Source organism: Flavobacterium saccharophilum, assembly GCF_900142735.1.
Lineage (GTDB): Bacteria > Bacteroidota > Bacteroidia > Flavobacteriales > Flavobacteriaceae > Flavobacterium > Flavobacterium saccharophilum.
The window spans coordinates 924,018-946,970 of record NZ_FRBY01000002.1; the positions used below are offsets into that span (position 1 = coordinate 924,018).

The window sequence follows — 22,953 nt, forward strand, 5'->3', positions numbered from 1 at the left end:
TTTCAGGTTTCAAGTTTCTTTAGTTACACGAAACAACACGGAACTTGAAACAAATAAAACCTGAAACCTGAAACAAAAAATTTATTTCAAAATCTGCGAAGCGTGTTCTTTTGTTTTTACTTTTTCGATTACTTCTTCGATAATTCCTTTTTCGTCGATCACGAAAGTTGTTCTGTTGATTCCGTCATATTCTTTTCCCATGAATTTCTTTGGTCCCCACACTCCAAAGGCATTGATTACTGATTTATCTTCATCAGCCAGTAACGGGAAAGGAAATTCGTATTTGTCTTTGAATTTTAACTGTGCTTTTTGACTGTCGGCGCTCACCCCTAGAAGCTCATAATTATTTGCTTTAAAGCGCTCAAAGTTATCTCTTAGATCACAAGCTTCTGCTGTACAACCTGGCGTACTTGCTTTTGGATAAAAGAAAACTACTAGTTTTTTTCCTGCATAATCTGCCAGTTTATGTGTTTTACCATCCTGATCTACTCCTGAAAAACTTGGCGCTTTATCTCCTGCTTTTAATGTTATCATGTTGTTATTTTAGATTTTAGTTTTTTTTTTTAGAACATAGAATAAAGAGTCAAGAGTGAAGATTTGACTCAATATCTCAATACCTTCTACTTATAAATTATAACTCATAATTTTTAGCCCATAACTTTTGCCCCAGATTGCAGTGAAAACCCCGGAATTGTGAAAGCTTACATTTTTTTGCATTAAGAAAGCGACCGGAGGAAGCTCTTGTTAATGCTTAAAAATGTTGCTTTAACAATGAGGAGTTGAAACGGAAAGCTGGATTAGGCACATCATTAAAATTATACTATTTTTACGAGATTAAAAATACGGAAATGAATAAAGAAGCCCGCGTACAATTTGTTATAAATACGTTAAAAGAACTCTACCCTACTATCCCTATTCCGCTTGATCATAAAGACCCTTATACCTTATTAATTGCAGTTTTGCTATCGGCGCAATGTACCGATGTGCGTGTGAATCAGATTACACCATTGCTTTTTGCGAAGGCCGATAATCCTTATGATATGGTTAAAATGTCGATTGAAGAAATTAAGGAAATCATTCGTCCTTGTGGTTTATCGCCAATGAAATCGAAAGGTATTCATGGTTTATCGCAGATTTTAATTGATAAACATAACGGAGAAGTTCCGCAAAGTTTTGAAGCACTTGAAGAATTACCTGCTGTTGGACATAAAACTGCCAGTGTTGTAATGTCTCAGGCTTTTGGCGTTCCTGCATTTCCGGTAGATACTCATATTCACAGATTGATGTATAGATGGAATCTTTCGAATGGGAAAAACGTGGTTCAGACTGAAAAAGATGCTAAAAGACTTTTTCCAAGAGAAATATGGAATGATTTACATCTTCAGATTATTTGGTACGGGAGAGAATATTCACCTGCACGAGGCTGGAGTTTAGAGAAAGATATTATTACCAGAACGGTTGGTAAAAAATCAATAATAGAAGAAGCTGCTAAAAAATAATTTAGCAGCTTCTTTTTATTTACATGCTTCCTTTTAAGGCATTGTATTCATTTGTCATATCTAATGACCTGTAAATACCTAAAAGTGACTTTGTCGCATCTGTATTTTTTGGTTCTAAAGTAAGGGCTTTTTTAAGAAATGGAATTGCACTACGGGCAATATCATCTTTCTTAGCATTTAATTTATCGTATTTTTGCATCTCTGCCGCCGAAGTTCCTAAAGCCGCTATTTCGTTAGCTAAATCTTTTTTCTCTTCTAGCTTCAAATAAGCCATATTAATATAGGCATCAACATTATTAGGATCAAGCTCTAAAACATAATTATAAATATTTTCTGATTTGGCGTACTCTTTTTTCTCCAGATAAGCATAAGCTAAATTACCATTGATCTCTATTTTTTTAGAAGGAACTGACTCGGTTCTTGGTTTTTCATAAAATCCTTGCTGAATAGCAGACTCTCTGGCTTTTGGCGAAACAAAAACGTCTTCTTCTTTTGTTTTCTTGTTTGTAGCGTAATACAAAACCCCTTTTCCAGAATAATTAATCTTTTTTAGGTGTTCATAATATTTAATGGCTGTGTCAAAATCCTTTGCATTTAAAGAGGAAGATGCTGCATTACAAAGATTTAACGTGTCTTTCTTATCAAACAAATACACTTTATAGCTTTTCTCGGCACTTTCTTTGAATTTACCACTATTAAAATCGGCCATTGCTCCATTAACAAGGCTGGATTTCATTTCTTTTAATGCGGCATTAGCTTTAATAGTAAATTTGAATTTTCCGGATTCATTCTCGTACAAAAATACATCCTGATACGCCTGCGAAGCCAACGTGAAATTATTAGCAGCATCTATATTTTTGACAGCTAAATCTTTTAATACATTTCCTTTTAAAAAATAAAAATCTGATTTAGCTTCATCAGCTGCATTAAGAATGAGATATTCTGTTTTATTTAAAATCGCCAGCGCTTCCTGGCTTTTTCCTTTATCATAAAGAGACTGTGCCTCTTTGATCTGGTCTTGTTGAGCGAATGCTCCAATATTTATCAGTAAAAAAAATGATAATATCTGTAGGTTTTTCTTCATTTGGGTTTGGTTTGGTTGTTAAATGCCTCGGTTTTTTTTGAACACTTTATGCAGAACAAAAGTCTAAGAAGAGTAGTTCAGATAAAATTTATTTTGCAACTGAGAATAGCTGGCAAAACACTCCATTTCATCAATGTTTTTATTTAAAACATTAATACGCTTACAACAAACAAACAAAACAATTCAGTGTAGTTTTTCTTCATAGATTATTGGTTATTGGTTAAACATTTATTATTTGACATCATTGTTAATTATCTAATCATTTAGTTGTTTTAATACGAAAAAGCACCTTACTTACCTAAATTAACGGCATTAAAACCAACTTTTTTAACTAAAATAAAACTAAAAACCGAATAAACAAATAAATTTTAACCTAAATATAACATTTTAACTAAAGCACGAGAAAAATCACACAAAAAGTGGTGTTTTGATATTACAGAAAACAAAAAAGAAATAATAATCTTACTTTCTGTTTACTTAAAAATAAAAAAACTCACTATCTGCATTTATTTGCAAATAGTGAGTTTTTCAAACCAAAAGTTAATTGGTTTTAAAAATAAACATCCGACTAAAATAGTGGGCTGTTTAATTAGCTATAATCTCAAAACTTTTATCTTTAACTTTCACCACTGTTAATGCTTGTGAATAGTTTAGTAAGAAAGAAACAACTTCTTTCTTAGGTTTTAGATTTTTAGAAGCTAATTCCTTCTTAGAGTAAATTTTCGCCATACTATAAATATGTTTATATAAAGTATAACGAGCTAATATTCAAAATAGTATTAGTTGGTTAAAATAATTTGATGTTTATCAATTATTTTTCTCAAATTCATTAATGCATAGCGCATTCTCCCTAGTGCCGTATTGATGCTAACATCCGTAAGTTCAGATATTTCCTTGAAACTCATATCCTGATACATACGCATTACCAACACTTCTTTTTGATCTTCGGGAAGTTCTTCGATTAATCTTTTTAAATCTACTTCGACCTGATCAACGATCATTTTTCCTTCGATAGTGAGAGAATCGTCAGACATTACAGAAAAAATAGAAAACTCTTCTGTTTCTCTGTACATTGGCATTTTTTTAGTTTTACGAAAGTGGTCTACAATTAAGTTGTGAGAAATACGCATAACCCAAGGCAAGAATTTACCTTCTTCATTATATGAATTGCTTTTTAAGGTTTTGATCACCTTAATAAAAGTGTCTTGAAAAATATCGTTTGAAATATCTCTATCAGCAATCTTTGAATATATAAATCCATATATTTTAGACTCGTGCCTTTTAATTAGTATCGAAAGCGCAGTTTCATTGCCTTCGATATAATTTTTTACTAATAGAGCGTCTGGAATATGCAGATCAGCCATAATACTACTTTTTTAGTTTTTATAATTTGGAGTAATTTTTCTAAAAAGTAATTTTATTGTATAGGCGGATCTTTTTTTAGTTTATGTTAATATCGTGACCAAATTTAACAAATAATTATTTTAAAAAGCAAATAAAAGCGAGAATAATTAATAGAAATATAGTAAAAAAAATAAACAAAAGTTAAACTTTATCGATAAAGTGCGTTAAAACATTAGTTTTTACGAATAGCGATGCTATAAAAAAATAGACATAAATAACTTACAATTAAATACTTAAGTTATTTATATCTATGATTTAGAAGTTTTAATTGCTATTGATATACACGTATGTAATCTACATAATACTTTTGCGGTAATACCTTATCATCTACATCAGGGCCTCCAAAATTACCTCCAATTGCTAAATTAACTATGATATAAAAAGGCTTATTAAAAGGCCAGGTATTTTCATTTTTTTCTGTTGGATTAAAAGTATATACTAAAGTACTATCTACAAAAAAATCAATTTTCTCTTTTGTCCATTCAATTGCATACACATGATATCCTTCTTCAATATTAGGGAAAGCTGTTCTTTTAGTATTAATTGTATTTCCATGACTGTCTTGTGTATGCAAAGTGGTGTATACCATGTGAGGATCTCTACCAATGTATTCTAAAATATCTATTTCGCCGGTTTTTGGCCAGTGTACCTCATCAATATTTGCACCAAGCATCCAGAATGCCGGCCACAATCCATGACCAATTGGTAATTTTGCTCTTGCTTCTATTCGTCCGTATAAAAACTCTTTTTTACCTTTAGTGGTAATTTTGGTAGAAGTATATTTATTCCCTTCTTTTCTTGCCTCTATTACTAAATTTCCTTCTTTAAATTCGTGATTTGTTTTGGTATAAATTTGTCTTTCATTATTACCAAAACCACATAGATTTGGACAACCATCACCAATTTCAAAATTCCACTCTTTTTCGTTTAAATTTTTGTCATTGAAATTTTCTTCCCAAACCAGTTTTCTTTTTACTTCTTGTGCGAAACAAAAACTGCTAATTAATAGCAATACCATTATTTTTTTCATAGTCCCATTTTAAAATTACCAAAATTAAGAAGGCCAGCCTAAACTGACCTTCTCATTTCATTATTACTAATTAATCTATAATCTATTGATATACTCTAACGTAATCAATCTCCATAGAAGACTGCGTGAAAGCCGCATCAATATTACCTCCCAAATTACCTCCCATTGCGACATTTAAAATTAAGAAAAAGTCACTATTAAAAGGTAAAGTGCCATCATTAGGAACAGAATGAATTTGAACATCATCTACAAACGTTGTAACCGATGCCGCACTCCAGATTGCTTTATAAACATGAAATTCTGTTGAAACATTCGGAATTGTTTTAGAACCTGTATTTCCTTCTCCTCCTGAATGTCCAGGATAATGAAGCGTGCTCAAAATAACATCCTGATTTTTTCCAACATGTTCCATTATATCAATTTCTCCACAGGCAGGCCAGGGTTTAGTTGCATAATTTTGTCCCAGCATCCAAATTGCCGGCCATGTTCCTACACCAATTGGCAATTTAGCCCTAACCTCAACTTTTCCATAAGTAAAGGCAAATTTAGCATCTGTTTTTAATCTTGCCGAAGAATATTCTGCACCGCCAGAAGCTTCTTTTTTCGCAGTAATTTTTAGATTTCCGCCTTGTACAATTACATTAGTTGCTGCGTTGGTGTAATTCTGCTTTTCATTATTTCCCCAACCATTATCGCCTTTGCCTAAATCATAGTTCCATTTTGTTGCATCGGGAGCTCCGTCTGTATTAAACTCATCTGACCAAACTAGTTCCGTAAAATCTGCTGGTGGAGCCTGAGTTGGTTTGGTAGTTGTAAAAATATGGTACCATGCCAAACTTGAGTTTCCGCCCATAACAGCTCTAACCACCATTCTGTTTTCTGTAATTGATAAGATCTCATAAGAACTTTGACCAATATAATAACCCATAAATCCACCATCAGAGAAGTTTAACATTGTACCTCTTGTTTGTGTTGCATGATCAGGATTTTTGGTTACAACAGATTCAGATGGACTTAATGAAACTGTCTTAACTCCTGATGCATCATAAGCTAAACAGTCATCTCCGTCTCCGCTTCCTCCTGCTACATTTTTGAATGCTGCATTAAAGAAGGTTGCTCCTCCATTATCCAGTTCGAATTTCAATTGTTCTCCGACAAGAGAGAACGTCAATACGTTATCATATAAGCAGCTACTTGTTGGCGATCCTGCTTTTTCAAAAGGTGCAGCTGAATAATAGTTTGAATAATAATTTTTAGTAGCATCTCCATCATTTTGACCTACTCCTAAATGTGCTGGTTCAGAGGCTGACCAATACCATTTTTTAGATGTCCCGGCAGTAAGGAACTGTACAGCTTCGTCATCACTAAAATTACTTAGAACAGCAACATCTACAGTACTATTTGTAGCTATACCTCCTTTTCCTGTTGCAATTACTGTAACCGTATAAGTATTTAGGCCTGTTTTTGTAAAACGCTTAGTAAACACACCGCTTGGAGAATTTTCTGAGGTTCCGTCACTAAATACATATTTATAAGATATCGCATTATCTGCGGTTGCAACCAGCTTTACCAATCCTGAACCATCTCCATCGGGAGCATCGGCAGTTTTTCCGACAACTTCAGCTGTTACTTTAAGATTTGATGGTGCTGACAAATCGCCAAATGCATAATCATCTTTCTGGCAACTTACTGTCAAAAATAGTGACAGTAACGCTATTATATTTATAATTATTTTTTTACTCATGATTTCGTTTTTTTAGTTGGATTGTTTAATGTCATCAAAATAATAGGTCTTTCCTGTGCCGCTAACCCCAAAATCAAAGAATACTACTACTCGCTGAAATTGATTGGCCGTTGTGGCTCCATCGAAATCAAAAGTTAGTTCTTCCCATCCGTTTGCTACTGTTGTAGTTGCATCTACTTCTTTATTAATGGAACTATCGGACATGTTCTCAAACTTCATTTTAACTACTATTCCTGCCTGAGGTGACCATACTTTCATCTTCATTTTTTTGAAAGTTGAAAAATTAAGCGGACTTGCCAATTCGATGAATGATCCTGCCCAGGTTTCAGCTCCGTTTCCTTTTGTTAAAGCTCCTACTTTTGCAGATGTATTTATTCCTGTTTTATCCGGATTATCACCTAATACTGAATTTGCTCCTCCAAAACTGGTAAATACATAAGTCAATACAGAAGATTCAAAAGTTAATGGTAGTTTTACAGTTTCAACACCTGCTGTTAATTCAATATCGTCGAAATAATAATCAGCTCCCGTTCCATTATTTCCAAAATCAAAGAATACTACTAATCTTTGATAATTCTTAGCATTATCTACTGCAGAGAAATCAAAAGTTAACTCTTCCCAACCGTTTGCAATTGTATTAGTTACATCAACTTCCGTATTGATATCAGGATTTGTTAAGTTCTCTAATTTCATCTTAACTACAATTCCCGCTTTGGGCGACCATGCTTTAAGTTTGATTTTTTTCAAAGTTGAAAAATCAATTGGAGCGCCTAATTCTATAAAAGAACCGGCCCAAACTTCTGAACCTGCACTTTTATTTAACTTAGCCACTTTTGCGCTTGGATTTTCTTCGTTTACACTTGGATTATTAGCTACAGCTGTGTTTGCTCCTCCAAAATTATTAAACGCATAATTAAGCGTTGTAGACTCAAAATCAACAGGTAATAAAACCGGATTCGATATTGTAATTGTTTCTTCATAAGTTGTGCTTGCAATACCTCCGCTCAATGCTACCACTTTTACTTTGTACTCTCCAACACTAGCATAAGTATGTTTAATGGTTTCACCTTCCATGAAATCTGTCGGGGTTTCATTTGGAGTTTCACCAAAATATACCTGAAAGAAAGTTTCTAAGTTTGCTTTTGCTGTAACTGAGGCTGACAAATTATCTCCTGTAACATGCGCCAAAGTTACTTGCAAGTTAGTTGGTGCCAAAAATGAAACAGTTACTTTCTGAGTTACTTCCGTTACTTTTCCATTAATTCCCATCGCCTTAATTTTGGCCTGATAAACTCCTTCAGGATATGTATGATTAGCGGTAGCTCCCGGCGCCAGATAGTCTGATTCTGGGCTTCCGTCTCCAAAATTTACTTTGTACTGTGTAACACCTTCTCCTTTAGGCAAAAAAGTGACCTTACCTGAATTATCTTGTGCTATGGTGGTCAAAGCAGATATATTAGATGGTGCACTTATGCCATCTAAATCAATATTGCTGCTTTCATCGCTTGAACAACCGCTGAAAATTGTTAGAACGAAAAGACTTATAATAAAATGTATTTTTTTCATAATAATGTTTTTTTAATATCCAGGGTTTTGTTGCCAATTTCCGTTTGCAAATTGAATTTCTTCAATTGGAAGGGGAAATAACTCATTTTTGTTTGCTGTAAAACCAGGTATTTTCCCAACTGCTTTTCCAGTCCTTACCAAGTCGAAGAAACGATGTCCTTCTCCCAATAGCTCAACTCTTCTTTCTGCCCAAATAAAATCAGTAAGAGCAGCTCCAGAAGCTGATATATCATGATTATTATCTCCAAAAGCACGTCTTCTTACTTCATTCAGGTATGTTCTTGCTTTTCCATCATTACTTCCGCCTCGGTTATACGCTTCTGCAGCCATTAATAAAACATCTGCATAACGTATGGCTCTGTAATTATTTGGATTTGTTAAGTTCAAATCTCCCTGAGCTTCTGAGCTTCTTTTTCTTGGTAAATATTTTCTGTTAAAGTAACCTGTGTCTTCATTCCCTTTTCCAAATGAAACCCCTTTTCCTCCATCATAATTTGTATTTGCTGCTGCCCAGGCCTCAATATCCAGTATGGCAACATCTTTACGCTTGTCTCCGGCTTCAAAAGCATCTGCCGCTTCTTTAGTCGGAACATTGAAACTAAATCCAGAAGAAAAAAGTGGCCCTGAATAATTTCTTATTCCGCTAAAACCTACTGCTACGTTACCTTCACTACATTGTAAACATCCAAAACCTGCTCCTTCAACATCTGTATATTGTACTTCAAAAACAGATTCAGTTCCATTTTCGCCGTCTAATTCAAACATTGCATTATAATCGGCTTGCAGACTGTATTTCCCAGAAGTTATTACGCTGTCAAGAGCTGCAGCCGCCTCTGCAAATTTATTTTGGTATAAATAAGCTTTTCCTAATAATGCCTGAGCAGCGCCTTTAGTAACACGTCCTTTTTGAGATGCCGTTGGAGATAAATTAGCTGCAGCGAAAATTAAATCTGCTTCAATTGAAGCATAAACTTCTTCGACTGATGCACGTGGCACTGTTTTTTCATCTCCAATTTTAAATCTAGCATCTCCTTTCATCGGGATTCCTCCAAACCATTTCACTAACTCAAACTGGTAATATGCTCTCAGAAAACGTGTTTCTGCAAGTAGTTGGGTTTTTCCCTCAAAATCTGTTTTATCCTGAAATTCAAGGATATAATTCGCTCTTTGAACTCCTGCAAACATCCAGTTCCAGATATCTCTTAAATTGCTGTTTGTCTGCGTATGAATCATATCGTCTATTTGCTGAAAACCTATAACGTCTGTTGGGCTTTCTCCTCCTGCTAATGTATTATCAGAAGCAATTTCACCTAATAAAACATTTACATAAGATGACTGAAGCAAATCATACGTGGCAACTAATGCCTGATCGTAATCTGCTTTTGAATTAAAGTAATTTTCAGAATCTATAGAATATTCTACCTTTGGATCTACGAACTCATCTGAACAAGAAATACTTATTGTCGAGAAAAGAGCTAGCGTTATAATGGTTGTAAATAAATATTTTTTCATTTTAATTTAAATTAAAAATTAATGTTTAAACCCAATAAATAGGTTCTCGGAATAGGATAAAATCCGTAGTCAATTCCTCCACCGATTGGAGCTCCATTTGAAGCTCCGGGATCAAAGCCTTTGTATTTGGTAAATGTGTATAAGTTATTTACACCTGTGTAAATTCTTAATTTTGTAATTCCGGCCTTCTGAGAGATGTTTGGACTAAGGGTGTAACCTAATTGAATGTTTTGAATTCTAAAATAAGATGCATCTTCTACATAATAATCTGAAAAAACAGTATTTGCTGTCGCTCCCGTAGTAACTCTTGGTGTAGAATTGCTTGTTCCTTGTCCTGTCCATCTGTCTAATACGTAATCTAAACGATTTGCATCTGATAATGTTCTTTCGTAATTACGAACCATATCATTCCCTACTGAAGCAAATGTATAGAGAGCAAAATCAAGATTTTTGTAATTTAACTGTACATTGAAACCCATTGTAGCATCTGGAATTGGATCTCCTATGTTGGCTTTGTCTTTTGTATCTATTACTCCATCACCATTTGAATCTACATAACGAAGATCTCCAGGAGCTGCATTTGCACCTAATGCCAATTGTGAAGGATGTGCATCAACTTCAGCCTGATTTTGAAAAATTCCATCCGTTTTGTATCCGTAGAAGTAACCTAATGGTTTTCCTACTTCCATGCGTGAAGGTGCAGGCTGCCCTACTCCAAAATTTCCGCCTTCAATAAAACCGGTTCCATTATTTACTTCTAACACTTCATTTTTAAGAAATGTCACATTGTAACCTACACTCATTGAAAATGAATCTGAGAATTTCTCTTTATAATCGATCGAAAATTCAAATCCGGAGTTTCTAACTGACCCTGCATTCAAAGTTGGGGCACTTGCGCCCGGAGCACCTGTACCTGTAATACCTGAAACCGGAATATTAGGAATCAATAAATCATTTCGTGTATCAATAAAATAATCGGCAACAACAAATAGTTTGTCGTTTAGGAATTTCATATCCAAACCAACATCAAATTTTCTGGCTTCTTCCCATTTTAAATCCGGATTTGGTACTTGTCCAGTTGCTATTCCGTTTACCAATGCGCCATCAAAAACATAAGTCGCCTCACCAGTCAAAAGTCCTAAATAGCCATAGTTAGGAATTTGATCATTTCCTAAAGTTCCATAACTCGCTCTTAATTTTAAGAAGCTTATTGCTTTTGATTCTCCAAAGAAACCTTCGTCAGAGATTACCCAACCTCCTGTAAAAGAAGGAAAATACCCTACTTTGTTTCCAGGACCAAATTTGGTCGAAGAATCACGACGTAACATTGCTGACAATAAGTATTTACCTTTATAATCATATTGTACTCTTCCAAAATAAGACAATCTTCTTTGGTCGTACACGTATGAACTATTAGTTAAAGTTTCTGAAATTCCTTTTGTTAAAGAAATATCTGCAAAATCCCAAGAATTATTAGGTACATCAAATCCTGTTGCAAAAAGTCCGTTACCCCATTCTTTAAAAATAGTTGTACCAAGAGTTCCAACAATATTATGATTATCAGCAATTTTTGTATTATAAGTTCCAAAAAGGTCAAATGAATAATTATTATCATTTACAGCACCTTGCGTAACCGAACTTCTTTGTACATCAAAAACTTTTCCGCCATAGCTTATTTGTTTGCCAAAGGTTTTGGATTCGCTGTTTGAAGTATTAAAACCTATAGAACTTGAAAGTACAAACCCTTTAAAGATTTTATAATCCAAACCAAAATTTCCATTCAGTTTTTTATAATTATAATCGTTATAAGTGTTCGCAATTTGTGCTAACGGATTAATAATTTCATTTCCTAATCCTGTAGTATTTGGCACTAAAGTAAAATCGCCGTTTGCATCATAAGGAGTTAAAGTTGCCGGTACGTTCAAAGCATTAAATAAGACAGATCCAAGTCCATTCTCGTTTAATGTATTTCTGGTAAAATAAGTATAAATCACATTGGTTTTCAATTTGAATTTATCACTTAAATCAGCCGTTAAACCTAATCTTGCCGTGTTTCTTAAAAACCCCGATTTGTCGCCTCCAACAATTCCTTCCTGATCTAAATGCGAACCACTTATTGAGTACGCAATTTTTTCTCCACCACCTGAAATTGTCAAATCATTACTGATGATTGGAACTCCATCTTTAAATACTTCATCCTGCCAGTCTGTACCATTCCCTAAACCGCTTACATTTGGGTAAGGAAGCGCTTTTCCGCCATTTGCATAACTTTCATTTAATAAAAGCGCATATTCAGTAGCGTTTAGCATTGGTAATTTTCTAGATGTATACTGAAACCCTGTGTAGCTGTTTAAAGAAACTTTGGTTTTAGTATTCTTTTTTCCCATTTTAGTTGTCACCAAAATAATTCCATTTGCTCCAATCGTTCCGTAAATAGCTGCCTGAGCATCTTTTAAGACCGTAATTGTTTCAATATCATTTGGGTTAAGTAATCCCAAATCTCCCACATAACCATCAATAATAGTTGTAGGTCTGTTTTCGCCATTTGTAGCTATACCGCGAATACGAATATCGAGAGGTGCACCCGGCGCACCTGATTGCGTCGTAACATTCACACCAGACATTGTACCTTGTAATGCCTGCTCAATTCTTGCCGGTTTCAAAATATCAAGCGTCTTACTGTCTACTACAGAAACAGCTCCTGTAACTTCTCTTTTCTTTTGACTACCGTAACCAATAACTACAACTTCTTCAAGAGATTTAGTATCATCGCTCATTTTAACTGTAATTTTTGGACCTGAAACAACAACTTCCTGTGTTCGATAACCAATATAACTTAGAACAATTGTGGTGCCGGTTGAAACACCAGAAAGTTTAAAAGATCCGTCAAAGTCTGTGGTTGTACTTTTTGAAGAATTTTTAACTTTTACATTTACGCCTGGTAATGATAACCCTGCGCCATCTAGTACCGTTCCGTTAACATCAAAAGATTGCGAAAACGCAAAAGATGTAAACAGTAATAGTACGGTTAGTAATAATTTTGATTTCATAATTAGTTAGTTTTTATTGAAAGATAAATTTATCTGATCCTATTAGGAAAACGATAAAATTAACCTCAACAAAAAACATACATCACAAAAAAAATATCACTTAATTATGTATATATCAAAAAAACCCTTGATTTAGCTATAAATTACAAATGTTAATTTCTTTAACAAAAACACCACAAAAGCACAACAAAACGTTAATGTTGAGGTAATGTATAGTTTTTTGAAAGCGATTTTAGACTTCCTATACAGCCAGAATATATTCGACTAAGCCAATTTCATGCTGTAAATCCATTTTTTTACGCAAACGATATCTTTTTATCTCTACACTTCGAACAGAGATATTAAATAAAGGCGCTATTTCCTTAGAAGAAAGATTCAGTCGCAGATAAGCACAAAGTCTAAGGTCATTTGGAGTTAATAAAGGGTGAAGCTGTTTAATTCTTTTCAGAAAATCTTTATCTGCATTATCAAATGCTTCTTTAAAAACATTCCAGGAATCTTCTTCCGTTATATTTTTATTAATTGTACTGATTACAGATTTGATATTTTTATTATCATCCTGACTCGTTTTCTTTAGATCTTCTTTAATAAAAGCAAGAAGTTCATTTTTACTATTTAAACTCATTGTAGAAACTGCCAGTTCGCGATTTTTACTATCGACATCCTGAGAAAGTTGTTCGTTTCTTACTTTCATTAATTGTCGTTCATTTTCTAATTCTTTAATCTCCAGTAAAAGATTATTTTCCTCAATCAATTTCTCTTTTTGTTTATGGTAGTAATTTATATAGGCCTTATTGATAAAATAGGCTAACACTAAAAACAGCAGGAAATAAATAAACCACGCCAGATTAGTCAGGTACCACGGTTTTAAAATGATAAATGTATAGGTGGCGGTATTTTGCAAAATTGTATTTGCATATCGCGCTCTTACTTTGAATGTATATTTTCCGGGTGATAAATTTTTAAAATTTACCGTGGCTTTGGTACTCCACTCGCTCCAGTCATTCTGAAAACCTTCTAATAAGTATTGATATTCTGAATTAATGTATTTATTATACTCCGGAACTGTATAATTTAAAGTAATATTATTTTCATTAGAATGAAAACTTCCCTCATTCTGAATGGCCACATTTTTCAGGATTTCATTTTGCTTGTTAATCGTGATATCGGTTACAAAAACGGTATAATTTTTAAAACTTAAATCGTCAATATTTAAAGTATAATAGCCATCTGTTGTGCCTATTAAATAAGTTGATTTTGAAATTTGGGTAATATTCTCAAAACCTAACATGGAATTGGTCAAGGAAGACGGAATCGGAATGACATTTTGCTTTAACTGATTGCTCAATTTGCTGGCAGAGAAATAATGAATATAGTTCTTAGAAAACAGCCAGATTTTATTTGAATTATCTACAATTAACTTACCTGATGTATATTCGTCCTTTTCAAAAATAGAACTCAGCAAATTATCCTTTTCAAATAATTTAGTATTTGGATTTAGCTTAAAAATCCCACCTTTGTAAGCATAATAAATCTGATTATTAAATTTAGTAAGACTTGCATTTTTTCCTTTAAGAGGAGATTTATAAGTATAAAAACCACGTGTTTTTAATAATGATTTATCTAATTTCAACCTAAAGATTCCTTTGTATTCATGACTTACATAAACATCAAAATTGTTTGTGATTTCAAAGTATCTTGACGAATAATCAAAACCTTCTATCTTGTTTTTAAAAACCCATTGATTGTTTACTTTTTCAAGAACTGAAATTCCATAATAATTCCCCTGAAGCAATTGATTTTTATTATTTGGTACAGATTCAAACTTCCATGTTCCGGAAGCTGAAGATATACTTCTGGCCGAGTCATTTGTAATGATAAAAGTTCCTGAATCATGTCCGCAAAAAAGCGTATTATCATATACAAAAAGTGACCAGACTTGTCCTTTTGTGCCATTTATAAATTTAAACTCCGTATTGTTTTGATTGGGTTTGTAAAACAACCCCTGATTCGTTCCAACATATAGCATACCATTAAAAGTTGCTGAAGCATAAACCGTTCCCAAAACGCCGGAATCATCTGTAAAGCTGTGCACCGGAGAATTAATATTAATACAATTGATTCCGTTATCTAATCCTGCCCATAAATTCTGATCCTTATCTTCAAAAAGTGATAATGCGGTATTATTACTTAACCCTTTTCGCTGTGAAATATGATATTTTAATTTTCCGTTCTTCGATAAAATAAAAATTCCATTTGAAACCGTTCCTAAGGCAAAACTTCCATCCTGAAGAAATTGACTACTATACACGAAACTCGACTTTAATTCAGTATCAACATCGGTAACAAAACGGCTTAAACTATTTCCAACTAATTTATAAATACCATCTAATTGTGTTTGAATCAGTAAACCATCATCTGTCGTGAAAATATTGACAATCGTAAATTTCTTAAGGATTGGATGATCTGAAACTAATTTTGCTTTTCCCCTTTCAATTTCAAAAAGGCCCTGCTTTATCGTCTGAAAATAGATTGCATTTTTTGGAGCAAACGATTTTATAACACCATTTTTAGGCGCAATGATTTTGAATTTACCCGTTTTAGTATCATAAATATAAATTCGGTTTAAGGATTGAAACAAAATCCACTGATCGTACTTCAGGATATTCCAAAACTGCTCGTCGTCTAGTATTTTATTTTTAATGGTGTCACTAAGCGAAGTATATTTTAATTTACCGTTTGTTTGTCTGGTCCAGTAACCAAAATTCATATAACAACCTATATAGATTTTTGTTCCGATGACTTTAACCGAGCGAATAATGGTTTCGTTTGGAGCCGGATACAATTGCCAAGTGGTTCCGTTATATTCCAGAAGCCCATCATTATTGGCAAAATACAAATAGTTTTGGTCATCCTGTGAAATCATCCAACTTTGATTTCCAGCACCATAAACAGAAGAAGAATATTTTACAATTGGCGGAAACTCCTGAGAAAACAGGAAAAAACTCATCAGAAATAATAGTACAGCTAGTTTTGTTTTCAAAATTTGGTCAGAATATTAAATAGTATTAAAGCAGTTCTAAAATAGCTTATTTTGTAATAAAAATGCAAGCTTTTAATGAATAAGATTTTGATATCAAATTTGGTTCTATCCGATTATAAATATAGCCCGCGGTTTCAACCGTGGGAAACGGATTGTGATAATGTCTTTTGGTAAATATATTGCGCTCCCACGGTTGAAACTATGGGCTATGATTTAATAGCAGTTCTACAATTTCGGCTTTTTAATAAACTATACTCCAAGTAAATCTGTTAAGATTTGGAACAATGGCATTAACAAAACTCAATTCAAAATTGATTACTTTTGTAAAAATTGACTTTTTTATGCAAATTGATCTTTCAACACTCGACCCAAAACATAATATTATCATTAAAGGAGCGCAGGTACACAATCTAAAAAATGTAGATGTCGCTATTCCCCGAAATAAACTTGTTGTCATCACTGGCCTTTCAGGATCAGGGAAATCAAGTTTGGCTTTTGATACTTTGTATGCCGAAGGACAACGTCGTTATGTTGAAAGTTTGTCATCGTATGCACGTCAGTTTCTTGGTCGTTTAGACAAACCAAAAGTGGAATACATTAAAGGTATTGCTCCTGCCATTGCAATTGAGCAAAAAGTTAACACTACCAATGCCCGTTCGACGGTTGGTACTTCAACAGAAATCTATGATTATGTAAAACTTTTATTCGCCAGAATTGGTCGTACTTACTCGCCAATTTCCGGACAAGAAGTCAAAAAAAATACGGTTACCGATGTTGTTTCTGATGTAAAAACATTAGAAATAGACAGTAAATGGCTTTTACTTTCTCCTATTCATCTGGAAGAAGGAAGACAGCTCGAAGACAAACTAAAAGTGCTTTTACAACAAGGTTTTGCCCGTATTTTAGTTGACAACGAAATGGTTCGTTTAGATGAATTTACACCCACAGAAATTCATAAATTAGATAATAAAGACATCCTTCTGATTATTGACAGAATTGTTATTAAAGACGAAGAAGAATTCTACAATCGTTTAGCTGATGCCGTGCAAACTGCTTTTTTTGAAGGAAAAGGCATTTGTTATCTTCAAGAATTGAATTCCGATAAAAGATTTACCTATTCAAATAATTTTGAATTGGACGGAATTACTTTCTTAGAACCAAATGTTCACTTATTCAGTTTCAATAACCCCTATGGTGCATGCCCGGTTTGTGAAGGTTATGGAAATATCATTGGTATTGATGCTGATTTGGTAGTTCCAAATACTTCTTTATCTGTTTTTGAAAGCGCCATTTATCCATGGAGAGGTGATAGCATGAGCTGGTACAAAGACGAATTAGTGAAACATGCTTACAAATTTGATTTTCCTATTCATAAACCTTATTTCCAATTAACAGAAGATCAAAAAGATTTGATTTGGAAAGGAAATCAATATTTTCAAGGGCTAAATGATTTCTTTAAAGAATTAGAAGAAAAAAATTATAAGATTCAGAACCGTGTAATGCTATCTCGCTATCGCGGAAAAACAAAATGCCACGCTTGTCGCGGAAAACGTTTACGTGAAGAAGCTTCTTATGTGAAAATTGGCAGTAAAACAGTTTCAGATTTAGTCGATCTTCCAATCAAACATTTGGTTACGTTTTTCAAAAATCTTGAATTAAACAAATATGAACAACAAATTGCTAAACGTTTGATGGTTGAAATCAACAATCGTTTATCATTTTTGACAGAAGTTGGTTTAGATTATCTAACATTAAACAGAAACTCATCAACCCTTTCAGGAGGAGAATCGCAGCGTATTAATTTGGCCACTTCACTCGGAAGCAGTCTGGTTGGTTCAATGTACATTTTAGATGAACCAAGTATTGGTCTACATCCAAAAGATTCTGAACGATTGATTAAAGTTTTGCTTTCGCTTCGTGATTTAGGAAATACTGTTATTGTGGTTGAACACGACGAAGATATCATGAAAGCTGCCGATATGATTATAGATATTGGTCCTGAAGCAGGAACTTTTGGAGGAAATTTAGTAGCTCAGGGAACTTATGATGAGATTTTAAAATCAGAATCTCTTACAGCTAAATATTTAAATGGAGATTTGGAAATTTCAGTTCCTAAGAAAAGACGAAAATTCAAAAATCATATTGATATTATAGGTGCGAGAGAAAACAACCTAAAAAATATTGATGTAACGTTTCCTTTAGACGTTTTAACAGTTGTCACGGGAGTTTCAGGAAGTGGGAAAAGTACCTTAATAAAGAAAATTTTATTTCCTGCTATGCAGAAAAAACTAGAAAATGCCGCTGAAAAAGCGGGTCAGTTTACAGAAATAAAAGGTTCATTTTCTCAAATAAAGCACATTGAATATGTAGATCAAAATCCGATTGGAAGAAGCTCACGATCAAATCCGGTAACTTATATTAAAGCTTACGATGATATTCGTGATTTGTATGCCAAAGAAAAATTATCTAAAATAAGAGGTTATCAGGCAAAACATTTTTCTTTTAATGTTGATGGAGGTCGCTGCGAAACTTGTAAAGGAGAAGGCTCCATAAACGTCGAAATGGTCTTCATGGCTGATGTTTCTTTACCATGTGAAACTTGTGGCGGAAAACGTTTCAAAAAAGAAATCTTAGAAATTAATTTTGACGAGAAAAATATCAACGATATTCTAACCATGACTATTGATGATGCTATAGCATTTTTTGAGAAAAATAAACAAACTAAAATAACACAGAAATTACAACCTTTACAAGATGTTGGTTTAGGTTATGTCCAGTTAGGGCAATCCTCTTCAACATTATCAGGCGGTGAAGCACAACGTATTAAACTGGCTTCTTTTCTTGTAAAAGGAGCAACTAAAGACAAAGCCCTATTTGTATTTGATGAGCCAACAACCGGTTTGCATTTTCATGACATAAAAAAACTTCTAAAGTCATTTGATGCCCTGATCGAAAAAGGGCATTCGATAATTGTAATCGAACATAATCTTGATTTAATAAAATGTGCGGACTGGATTATAGATCTGGGCCCGGAAGGCGGAGAAAACGGAGGGCACTTATTAGCAGTTGGAACACCTGAAGATATTGTAAAAGTGAAAGATTCAGTGACAGGAGTTTATTTAAAAGACAAACTATAATTTATAAAAAATTCCAAATAAAAAAATTCCAAATTCCAATAGCGATTATCCTATTGGAATTTGGAATTTTTACTTTGTGATTTAAATTGTTATGCCACCAAACATCTCTCCTCAAATGGAAAACCATCTTCATCGATAGCTACTAGTATTTTTTTCTCTTTTGATGCTTGTAAAGTAAGGTATAGCCATGCAAATGACCATAATCCTAAGGTTAGGCAAAAAATGGTAAAATTTAAACCATGATTAACAACCTTTCCTCCCTTAGAAAGAACCGCAAAAAGCATTTTATCATTTCTTTCTTCAAGCTTAAATCCTTTATGAACCTTATTTGATATCATTTTTGAAAATACTTGTAAACTTTGTTCCTGACTCAGTTGATTCTTTTTCATAACCCTCCTTTTTTAAAATTAATCTAAATACTTCTTTTTAACTTTAACAATTTTAGTAGGTATTCAATTCAGATAAAAACTTCATACTCCAATTTTTATTGCATTTAATTAGATATTCTGTCCCTAATCAAATAATGCATTGCTAAAAATTCAATATAAAATTAATTTTTATAGATTAAATAACAAAACGAATAACTGTTAAATTTCAAATGTTAACATCACGATATTAATAAATTACCTTTTTCTTAATCCTTCTTTTTAAAGTTGAAAGCAGGAGCTTCATAATCTGATTTTAAATAATTTTCAGGAATAGTTGTAGTATTTCCGTCACGTAGCGCGCTATAATGAGGCGACATAATTTCTATTCCGGCAGCATTAAAAGAGTCCTGAATGTTCTGATGTAATGACGAATAAATCCTTGGCTGTTTCGTAGGTTCTTTCGTATAAACATTTATTTGATAGGACACATAAAAATCATCAAGGCTTGTTTGTAGGACAAAAGGCTCTGGAGTTTTCAAAGTCATCTCTGTCTTTAAAGCAGCATCAATTAGTGCTTTATGTATATCCTTCCATGGCACATCGTAACCAATAGTAACCGTTGTGTGAATTAGCAATCCATTCGTTGCCTGTTTTGTATTGGCTGAAAAGTTAGTTGATGTACTAGATAAAACTGTTGCATTCGGAATCGTAATATCCTCAAACTTAGGCGTTCTGATACGCGTAACCAGTGCCGTTTTTTCGATTACTTCTCCACTTACATCACCAATCTTTATAAAATCACCAATTTTAAACGGACGCATATACGTAATGACCAGACCTGCAACCATATTGGCAATGGCATTCGAAGAGCCTAAAGAAAATAAAACACCAACAAATACGGAAACACCTTTAAAAATAGGAGAATCAGAACCTGGTAAATAGGGAAAAATAATAACCAGCATAAAAGCATACATTAATAATCTAATGATATTAAATGTTGGCATAGCCCAATCATTATAAAATCCGTCAATTTTTATGTTTTCCTTTTTAATCTCATCAAAGAAGAATTTGATAATTTTTATACTATATCTAAAAATGACAATAATAACAATAATCGTAATCAGACTTGGTAAAAAGTGTACAAAGCCCATTATAGCCAATTTTGCAGGAGTCAATATCCAACGTAACAAAGTTGTAGTATAGGCCTCCGTCGCTGGAAATATGCTAAATAAAACTGGTAATGAAAGGTAAACAATAAAAATCAGGGTAATAATCTTAATAGCTCCAAATAAACGCATCAATACAAACTGCTGTTTGTGAGGTGATAAAATATTGATGTTATTATAATTGAATCCCTTAAAATATCTATCGCTCTTTTTTAAGATTCGATATTTTATCCAATTAAAAATTTTACCAACAAAATACAAAACCAAACCAATTATTAAAATCAGTAAAACCGTGTAACCGAGGCGTTTCGGAAGTTGAGAATAATTTTCATTTTGATAAACAACCGCATTCTTTATTAAAGTTAAATTGCGTTTTGCAATAAAAGCAGGAGTTTCATTTTCGACCTTTCCATCAATATCCAGAACAGACATAATTATAAAATCACCTTTATAAGTGATATCCTGAGAAATATCTGAAGGAACAACAACAATAGAATCGCTTTCAAAAAAAGAATCATGATAGAGTTTCCTAATTTTTTCAGTAATAGCATTTGCTCTATTTTCTGCAGAAAAAGAACCTACCTTATTATAAACGTAAAAAAGCGTGTCTTTAAAAGGAACTATTGGATATCCTTTTAACTTTGGATCTGGAATAGTGGTTTGTCCAGTTTTTAAAGTGTCTTTTTGAGCGAAGACTACTGGAGAAAATAAAACAACAAACAATAGTAAAAAACAAAGTAATTTCTTTTTCATAAAATGCCAGAAATAAATTGATTATCCTTTCTAACAAATATAAAAACAAAATAGCTTCGAAATTTAATTACATCCTACTTTCTAAATAAAATCGTACTAAATTCTAATTTTTGCTTTTTTCAATAAATTATTAAGCACCTCATTAATATCGGGAGAGATATTAAATTTATAATTTAGATAAACATATACAATTGTAACCAAAATAGATTTTAATGCAATTCCAACTAAAGGATAAACTGGAAATTCCCAAAAGTAAAAGATCAAAAACAGAAGCGTCGTTATTGCAAGAGAATATAAGTTTTGTTTTGTAAAAGGATATAAATCAAGTTTTTTTACCACAAAAAGTAATTTAGCCAAACTATAACAGGTTATAGACAATAACGTAGCAAATGCAGAACCCATAATACCAAAAATTGGTATAAAAATTACATTTAAAACAAAAGTTAAAACAACCAGTCCTAATCCTAAAAACAATACGGTGCGGTAATATTTTGTATTAAAAATAATAGCATTATTATTCCCTAAAATCAGATCAAAATATTTTGATAAGCCAATCATAAAAACTACAGGAATACCTCCTCTATAGTCTTCAGGAACAATCTCATACAATTGATTGATATTTACAAATATACACAGCATTACAAAACCGCCCACGATTTGAAGGTTTATAGACGTTTTTTTATACAAACTATTAAGTTCGTCATGTTTATTTTCGTGCATTAATTTAGCTGTGATCGGATACACAATTTGATGCATTGCACGACTAGGAACCGAAATAACCAAGGCAATATAGGTCGCAACCGAATAATAGGCAATATTTTCGATTTCCATATATTGATTCAATATCAATTTATCACCATCTAAAAGCAAATTAGCCACACTTCCTGATAAGATAATATAAAAAGTATATTCCATGACACTTTTTACATTAGCAGGTATTGCTATTTGAAAATTAGGCTTTTTAATATAGAAAGCATAAAACATTGTAATCAAAAATGCTACAAAATAAATCGCCGCAGTAAAGTAAACAAACTGGATTAAAGTCATCCACTTAAAATACAAACCGATTAATGCAACAGTAGATACTAAGCGTAAACCAACCTCCTTTATAAAATTCCCAAAAACAGAATGCATATGAACTCTCGCCCACGCATAAAAGATTTCAAAGTAAGCCATGCATAGTCCAACAAATGGAATTAAAAGCATAAACTCTCTAACTACGGGATTTTCCTTAGAAACAAAAGCAGTAATATCATCAAAGAAAAAAATACCGATTATACCTAACGGAATACACATTAAGATTGGAAATAATGCAGTAAAAGACAAAAACTGCTCTCTCTCTTCTTCGGTTTTATACTGTGAATAAAACTTGACGAGGGTATTTTGCATTCCAATGGCAAACAATGGCATGATCACATTTGCGGCAGACAATATATAATTAGTAAGGGCATAATAGGTTGCTCCTAAATAAATTGGGTACAAATAAAGTGTATTAATAGCTCCAATTCCGAAGCCTATATAAGTAATAATTGTATTTTTGAAAGACTGATTTAAAACAATACCCATGTTTTGATTGCTGAATTTAGATTTTAGATTT

The 22,953-nt window shown here is 33.0% G+C and carries 15 protein-coding genes; 2 read left to right on the forward strand and 13 right to left on the reverse strand.

Annotated elements, in window-relative coordinates; genetic code table 11:
• Positions 1–81: 81 nt before the first annotated feature.
• Complete coding sequence (gene bcp / locus BUA98_RS09525) at positions 82–534, reverse strand: thioredoxin-dependent thiol peroxidase (protein WP_072971461.1); 453 nt, start codon at positions 532–534, stop codon at positions 82–84.
• A gap of 314 nt (positions 535–848) precedes the next feature.
• Here bcp and BUA98_RS09530 point away from each other — a divergent pair, with 314 nt between their 5' ends.
• The gene (locus BUA98_RS09530) at positions 849–1,499 is read left to right on the forward strand and encodes an endonuclease III domain-containing protein (protein WP_072971464.1); all 651 of its coding nucleotides are present in this window, start codon (positions 849–851) and stop codon (positions 1,497–1,499) included.
• Positions 1,500–1,518: 19 nt separating this feature from the next.
• Here BUA98_RS09530 and BUA98_RS09535 read toward each other — a convergent pair whose 3' ends face one another.
• The 9 genes from BUA98_RS09535 to BUA98_RS09570 form a co-directional block, all read right to left on the reverse strand.
• Entirely contained in the window at positions 1,519–2,583 is a 1,065-nt protein-coding gene (locus BUA98_RS09535; RefSeq protein WP_072971467.1) for a tetratricopeptide repeat protein, read from the reverse strand.
• A 585-nt stretch (positions 2,584–3,168) separates the two neighbouring features.
• Positions 3,169–3,312: a hypothetical protein gene (locus BUA98_RS22470; RefSeq protein ID WP_167547713.1), complete on the reverse strand. Its 144-nt coding sequence runs from the start codon at positions 3,310–3,312 to the stop codon at positions 3,169–3,171.
• 50 nt (positions 3,313–3,362) lie between these two features.
• Complete coding sequence (locus tag BUA98_RS09540; RefSeq protein WP_026982058.1) at positions 3,363–3,947, reverse strand: RNA polymerase sigma factor; 585 nt, start codon at positions 3,945–3,947, stop codon at positions 3,363–3,365.
• A 311-nt stretch (positions 3,948–4,258) separates the two neighbouring features.
• Positions 4,259–5,017 (reverse strand): glycoside hydrolase family 16 protein, encoded by a 759-nt coding sequence (locus BUA98_RS09545; RefSeq protein WP_072971470.1) that lies wholly within the window; start codon positions 5,015–5,017, stop codon positions 4,259–4,261.
• Between the two features lie 82 nt (positions 5,018–5,099).
• Positions 5,100–6,761, reverse strand: coding sequence for a family 16 glycosylhydrolase (locus BUA98_RS09550; protein WP_072971473.1), 1,662 nt, complete (start codon positions 6,759–6,761; stop codon positions 5,100–5,102).
• 12 nt (positions 6,762–6,773) lie between these two features.
• Positions 6,774–8,327, reverse strand: a complete 1,554-nt coding sequence (locus BUA98_RS09555; protein WP_072971477.1) for a PKD domain-containing protein — start codon at positions 8,325–8,327, stop codon at positions 6,774–6,776.
• A 12-nt stretch (positions 8,328–8,339) separates the two neighbouring features.
• Complete coding sequence (locus BUA98_RS09560) at positions 8,340–9,839, reverse strand: RagB/SusD family nutrient uptake outer membrane protein (RefSeq protein ID WP_072971480.1); 1,500 nt, start codon at positions 9,837–9,839, stop codon at positions 8,340–8,342.
• 11 nt (positions 9,840–9,850) lie between these two features.
• Entirely contained in the window at positions 9,851–12,889 is a 3,039-nt protein-coding gene (locus BUA98_RS09565; RefSeq protein ID WP_072971483.1) for a SusC/RagA family TonB-linked outer membrane protein, read from the reverse strand.
• Between the two features lie 241 nt (positions 12,890–13,130).
• Positions 13,131–15,932 carry a triple tyrosine motif-containing protein gene (locus BUA98_RS09570; protein WP_317614827.1) on the reverse strand — a complete coding sequence of 934 codons (2,802 nt, stop codon included), beginning with the start codon at positions 15,930–15,932 and terminating at the stop codon, positions 13,131–13,133.
• Positions 15,933–16,273: 341 nt separating this feature from the next.
• Here BUA98_RS09570 and uvrA point away from each other — a divergent pair, with 341 nt between their 5' ends.
• Positions 16,274–19,069 (forward strand): excinuclease ABC subunit UvrA, encoded by a 2,796-nt coding sequence (gene uvrA / locus BUA98_RS09575; protein WP_072971922.1) that lies wholly within the window; start codon positions 16,274–16,276, stop codon positions 19,067–19,069.
• Positions 19,070–19,158: 89 nt separating this feature from the next.
• On the opposite strand, the gene BUA98_RS09580 is transcribed toward uvrA, so the two are convergent.
• The 3 genes from BUA98_RS09580 to BUA98_RS09590 all read right to left on the reverse strand — a co-directional run bounded on the left by BUA98_RS09580 (position 19,159) and on the right by BUA98_RS09590 (position 22,922).
• Positions 19,159–19,458: a hypothetical protein gene (locus tag BUA98_RS09580; protein WP_072971489.1), complete on the reverse strand. Its 300-nt coding sequence runs from the start codon at positions 19,456–19,458 to the stop codon at positions 19,159–19,161.
• 245 nt (positions 19,459–19,703) lie between these two features.
• The gene (locus tag BUA98_RS09585) at positions 19,704–21,356 is read right to left on the reverse strand and encodes a mechanosensitive ion channel family protein (protein ID WP_072971492.1); all 1,653 of its coding nucleotides are present in this window, start codon (positions 21,354–21,356) and stop codon (positions 19,704–19,706) included.
• Between the two features lie 96 nt (positions 21,357–21,452).
• Positions 21,453–22,922 carry an oligosaccharide flippase family protein gene (locus tag BUA98_RS09590; RefSeq protein ID WP_072971495.1) on the reverse strand — a complete coding sequence of 490 codons (1,470 nt, stop codon included), beginning with the start codon at positions 22,920–22,922 and terminating at the stop codon, positions 21,453–21,455.
• Between the last annotated feature and the right edge of the window lie 31 nt (positions 22,923–22,953).

Coding starts and splice junctions, on each gene's coding strand:
- bcp (WP_072971461.1), bottom strand. CDS start 534: ATGATAACATTAAAAGCAGGAGATAAAGCGCCAAGTTTTTCAGGAGTA.
- BUA98_RS09530 (WP_072971464.1), top strand. CDS start 849: ATGAATAAAGAAGCCCGCGTACAATTTGTTATAAATACGTTAAAAGAA.
- BUA98_RS09535 (WP_072971467.1), bottom strand. CDS start 2,583: ATGAAGAAAAACCTACAGATATTATCATTTTTTTTACTGATAAATATT.
- BUA98_RS22470 (WP_167547713.1), bottom strand. CDS start 3,312: ATGGCGAAAATTTACTCTAAGAAGGAATTAGCTTCTAAAAATCTAAAA.
- BUA98_RS09540 (WP_026982058.1), bottom strand. CDS start 3,947: ATGGCTGATCTGCATATTCCAGACGCTCTATTAGTAAAAAATTATATC.
- BUA98_RS09545 (WP_072971470.1), bottom strand. CDS start 5,017: ATGAAAAAAATAATGGTATTGCTATTAATTAGCAGTTTTTGTTTCGCA.
- BUA98_RS09550 (WP_072971473.1), bottom strand. CDS start 6,761: ATGAGTAAAAAAATAATTATAAATATAATAGCGTTACTGTCACTATTT.
- BUA98_RS09555 (WP_072971477.1), bottom strand. CDS start 8,327: ATGAAAAAAATACATTTTATTATAAGTCTTTTCGTTCTAACAATTTTC.
- BUA98_RS09560 (WP_072971480.1), bottom strand. CDS start 9,839: ATGAAAAAATATTTATTTACAACCATTATAACGCTAGCTCTTTTCTCG.
- BUA98_RS09565 (WP_072971483.1), bottom strand. CDS start 12,889: ATGAAATCAAAATTATTACTAACCGTACTATTACTGTTTACATCTTTT.
- uvrA (WP_072971922.1), top strand. CDS start 16,274: ATGCAAATTGATCTTTCAACACTCGACCCAAAACATAATATTATCATT.
- BUA98_RS09580 (WP_072971489.1), bottom strand. CDS start 19,458: ATGAAAAAGAATCAACTGAGTCAGGAACAAAGTTTACAAGTATTTTCA.
- BUA98_RS09585 (WP_072971492.1), bottom strand. CDS start 21,356: ATGAAAAAGAAATTACTTTGTTTTTTACTATTGTTTGTTGTTTTATTT.
- BUA98_RS09590 (WP_072971495.1), bottom strand. CDS start 22,922: ATGGGTATTGTTTTAAATCAGTCTTTCAAAAATACAATTATTACTTAT.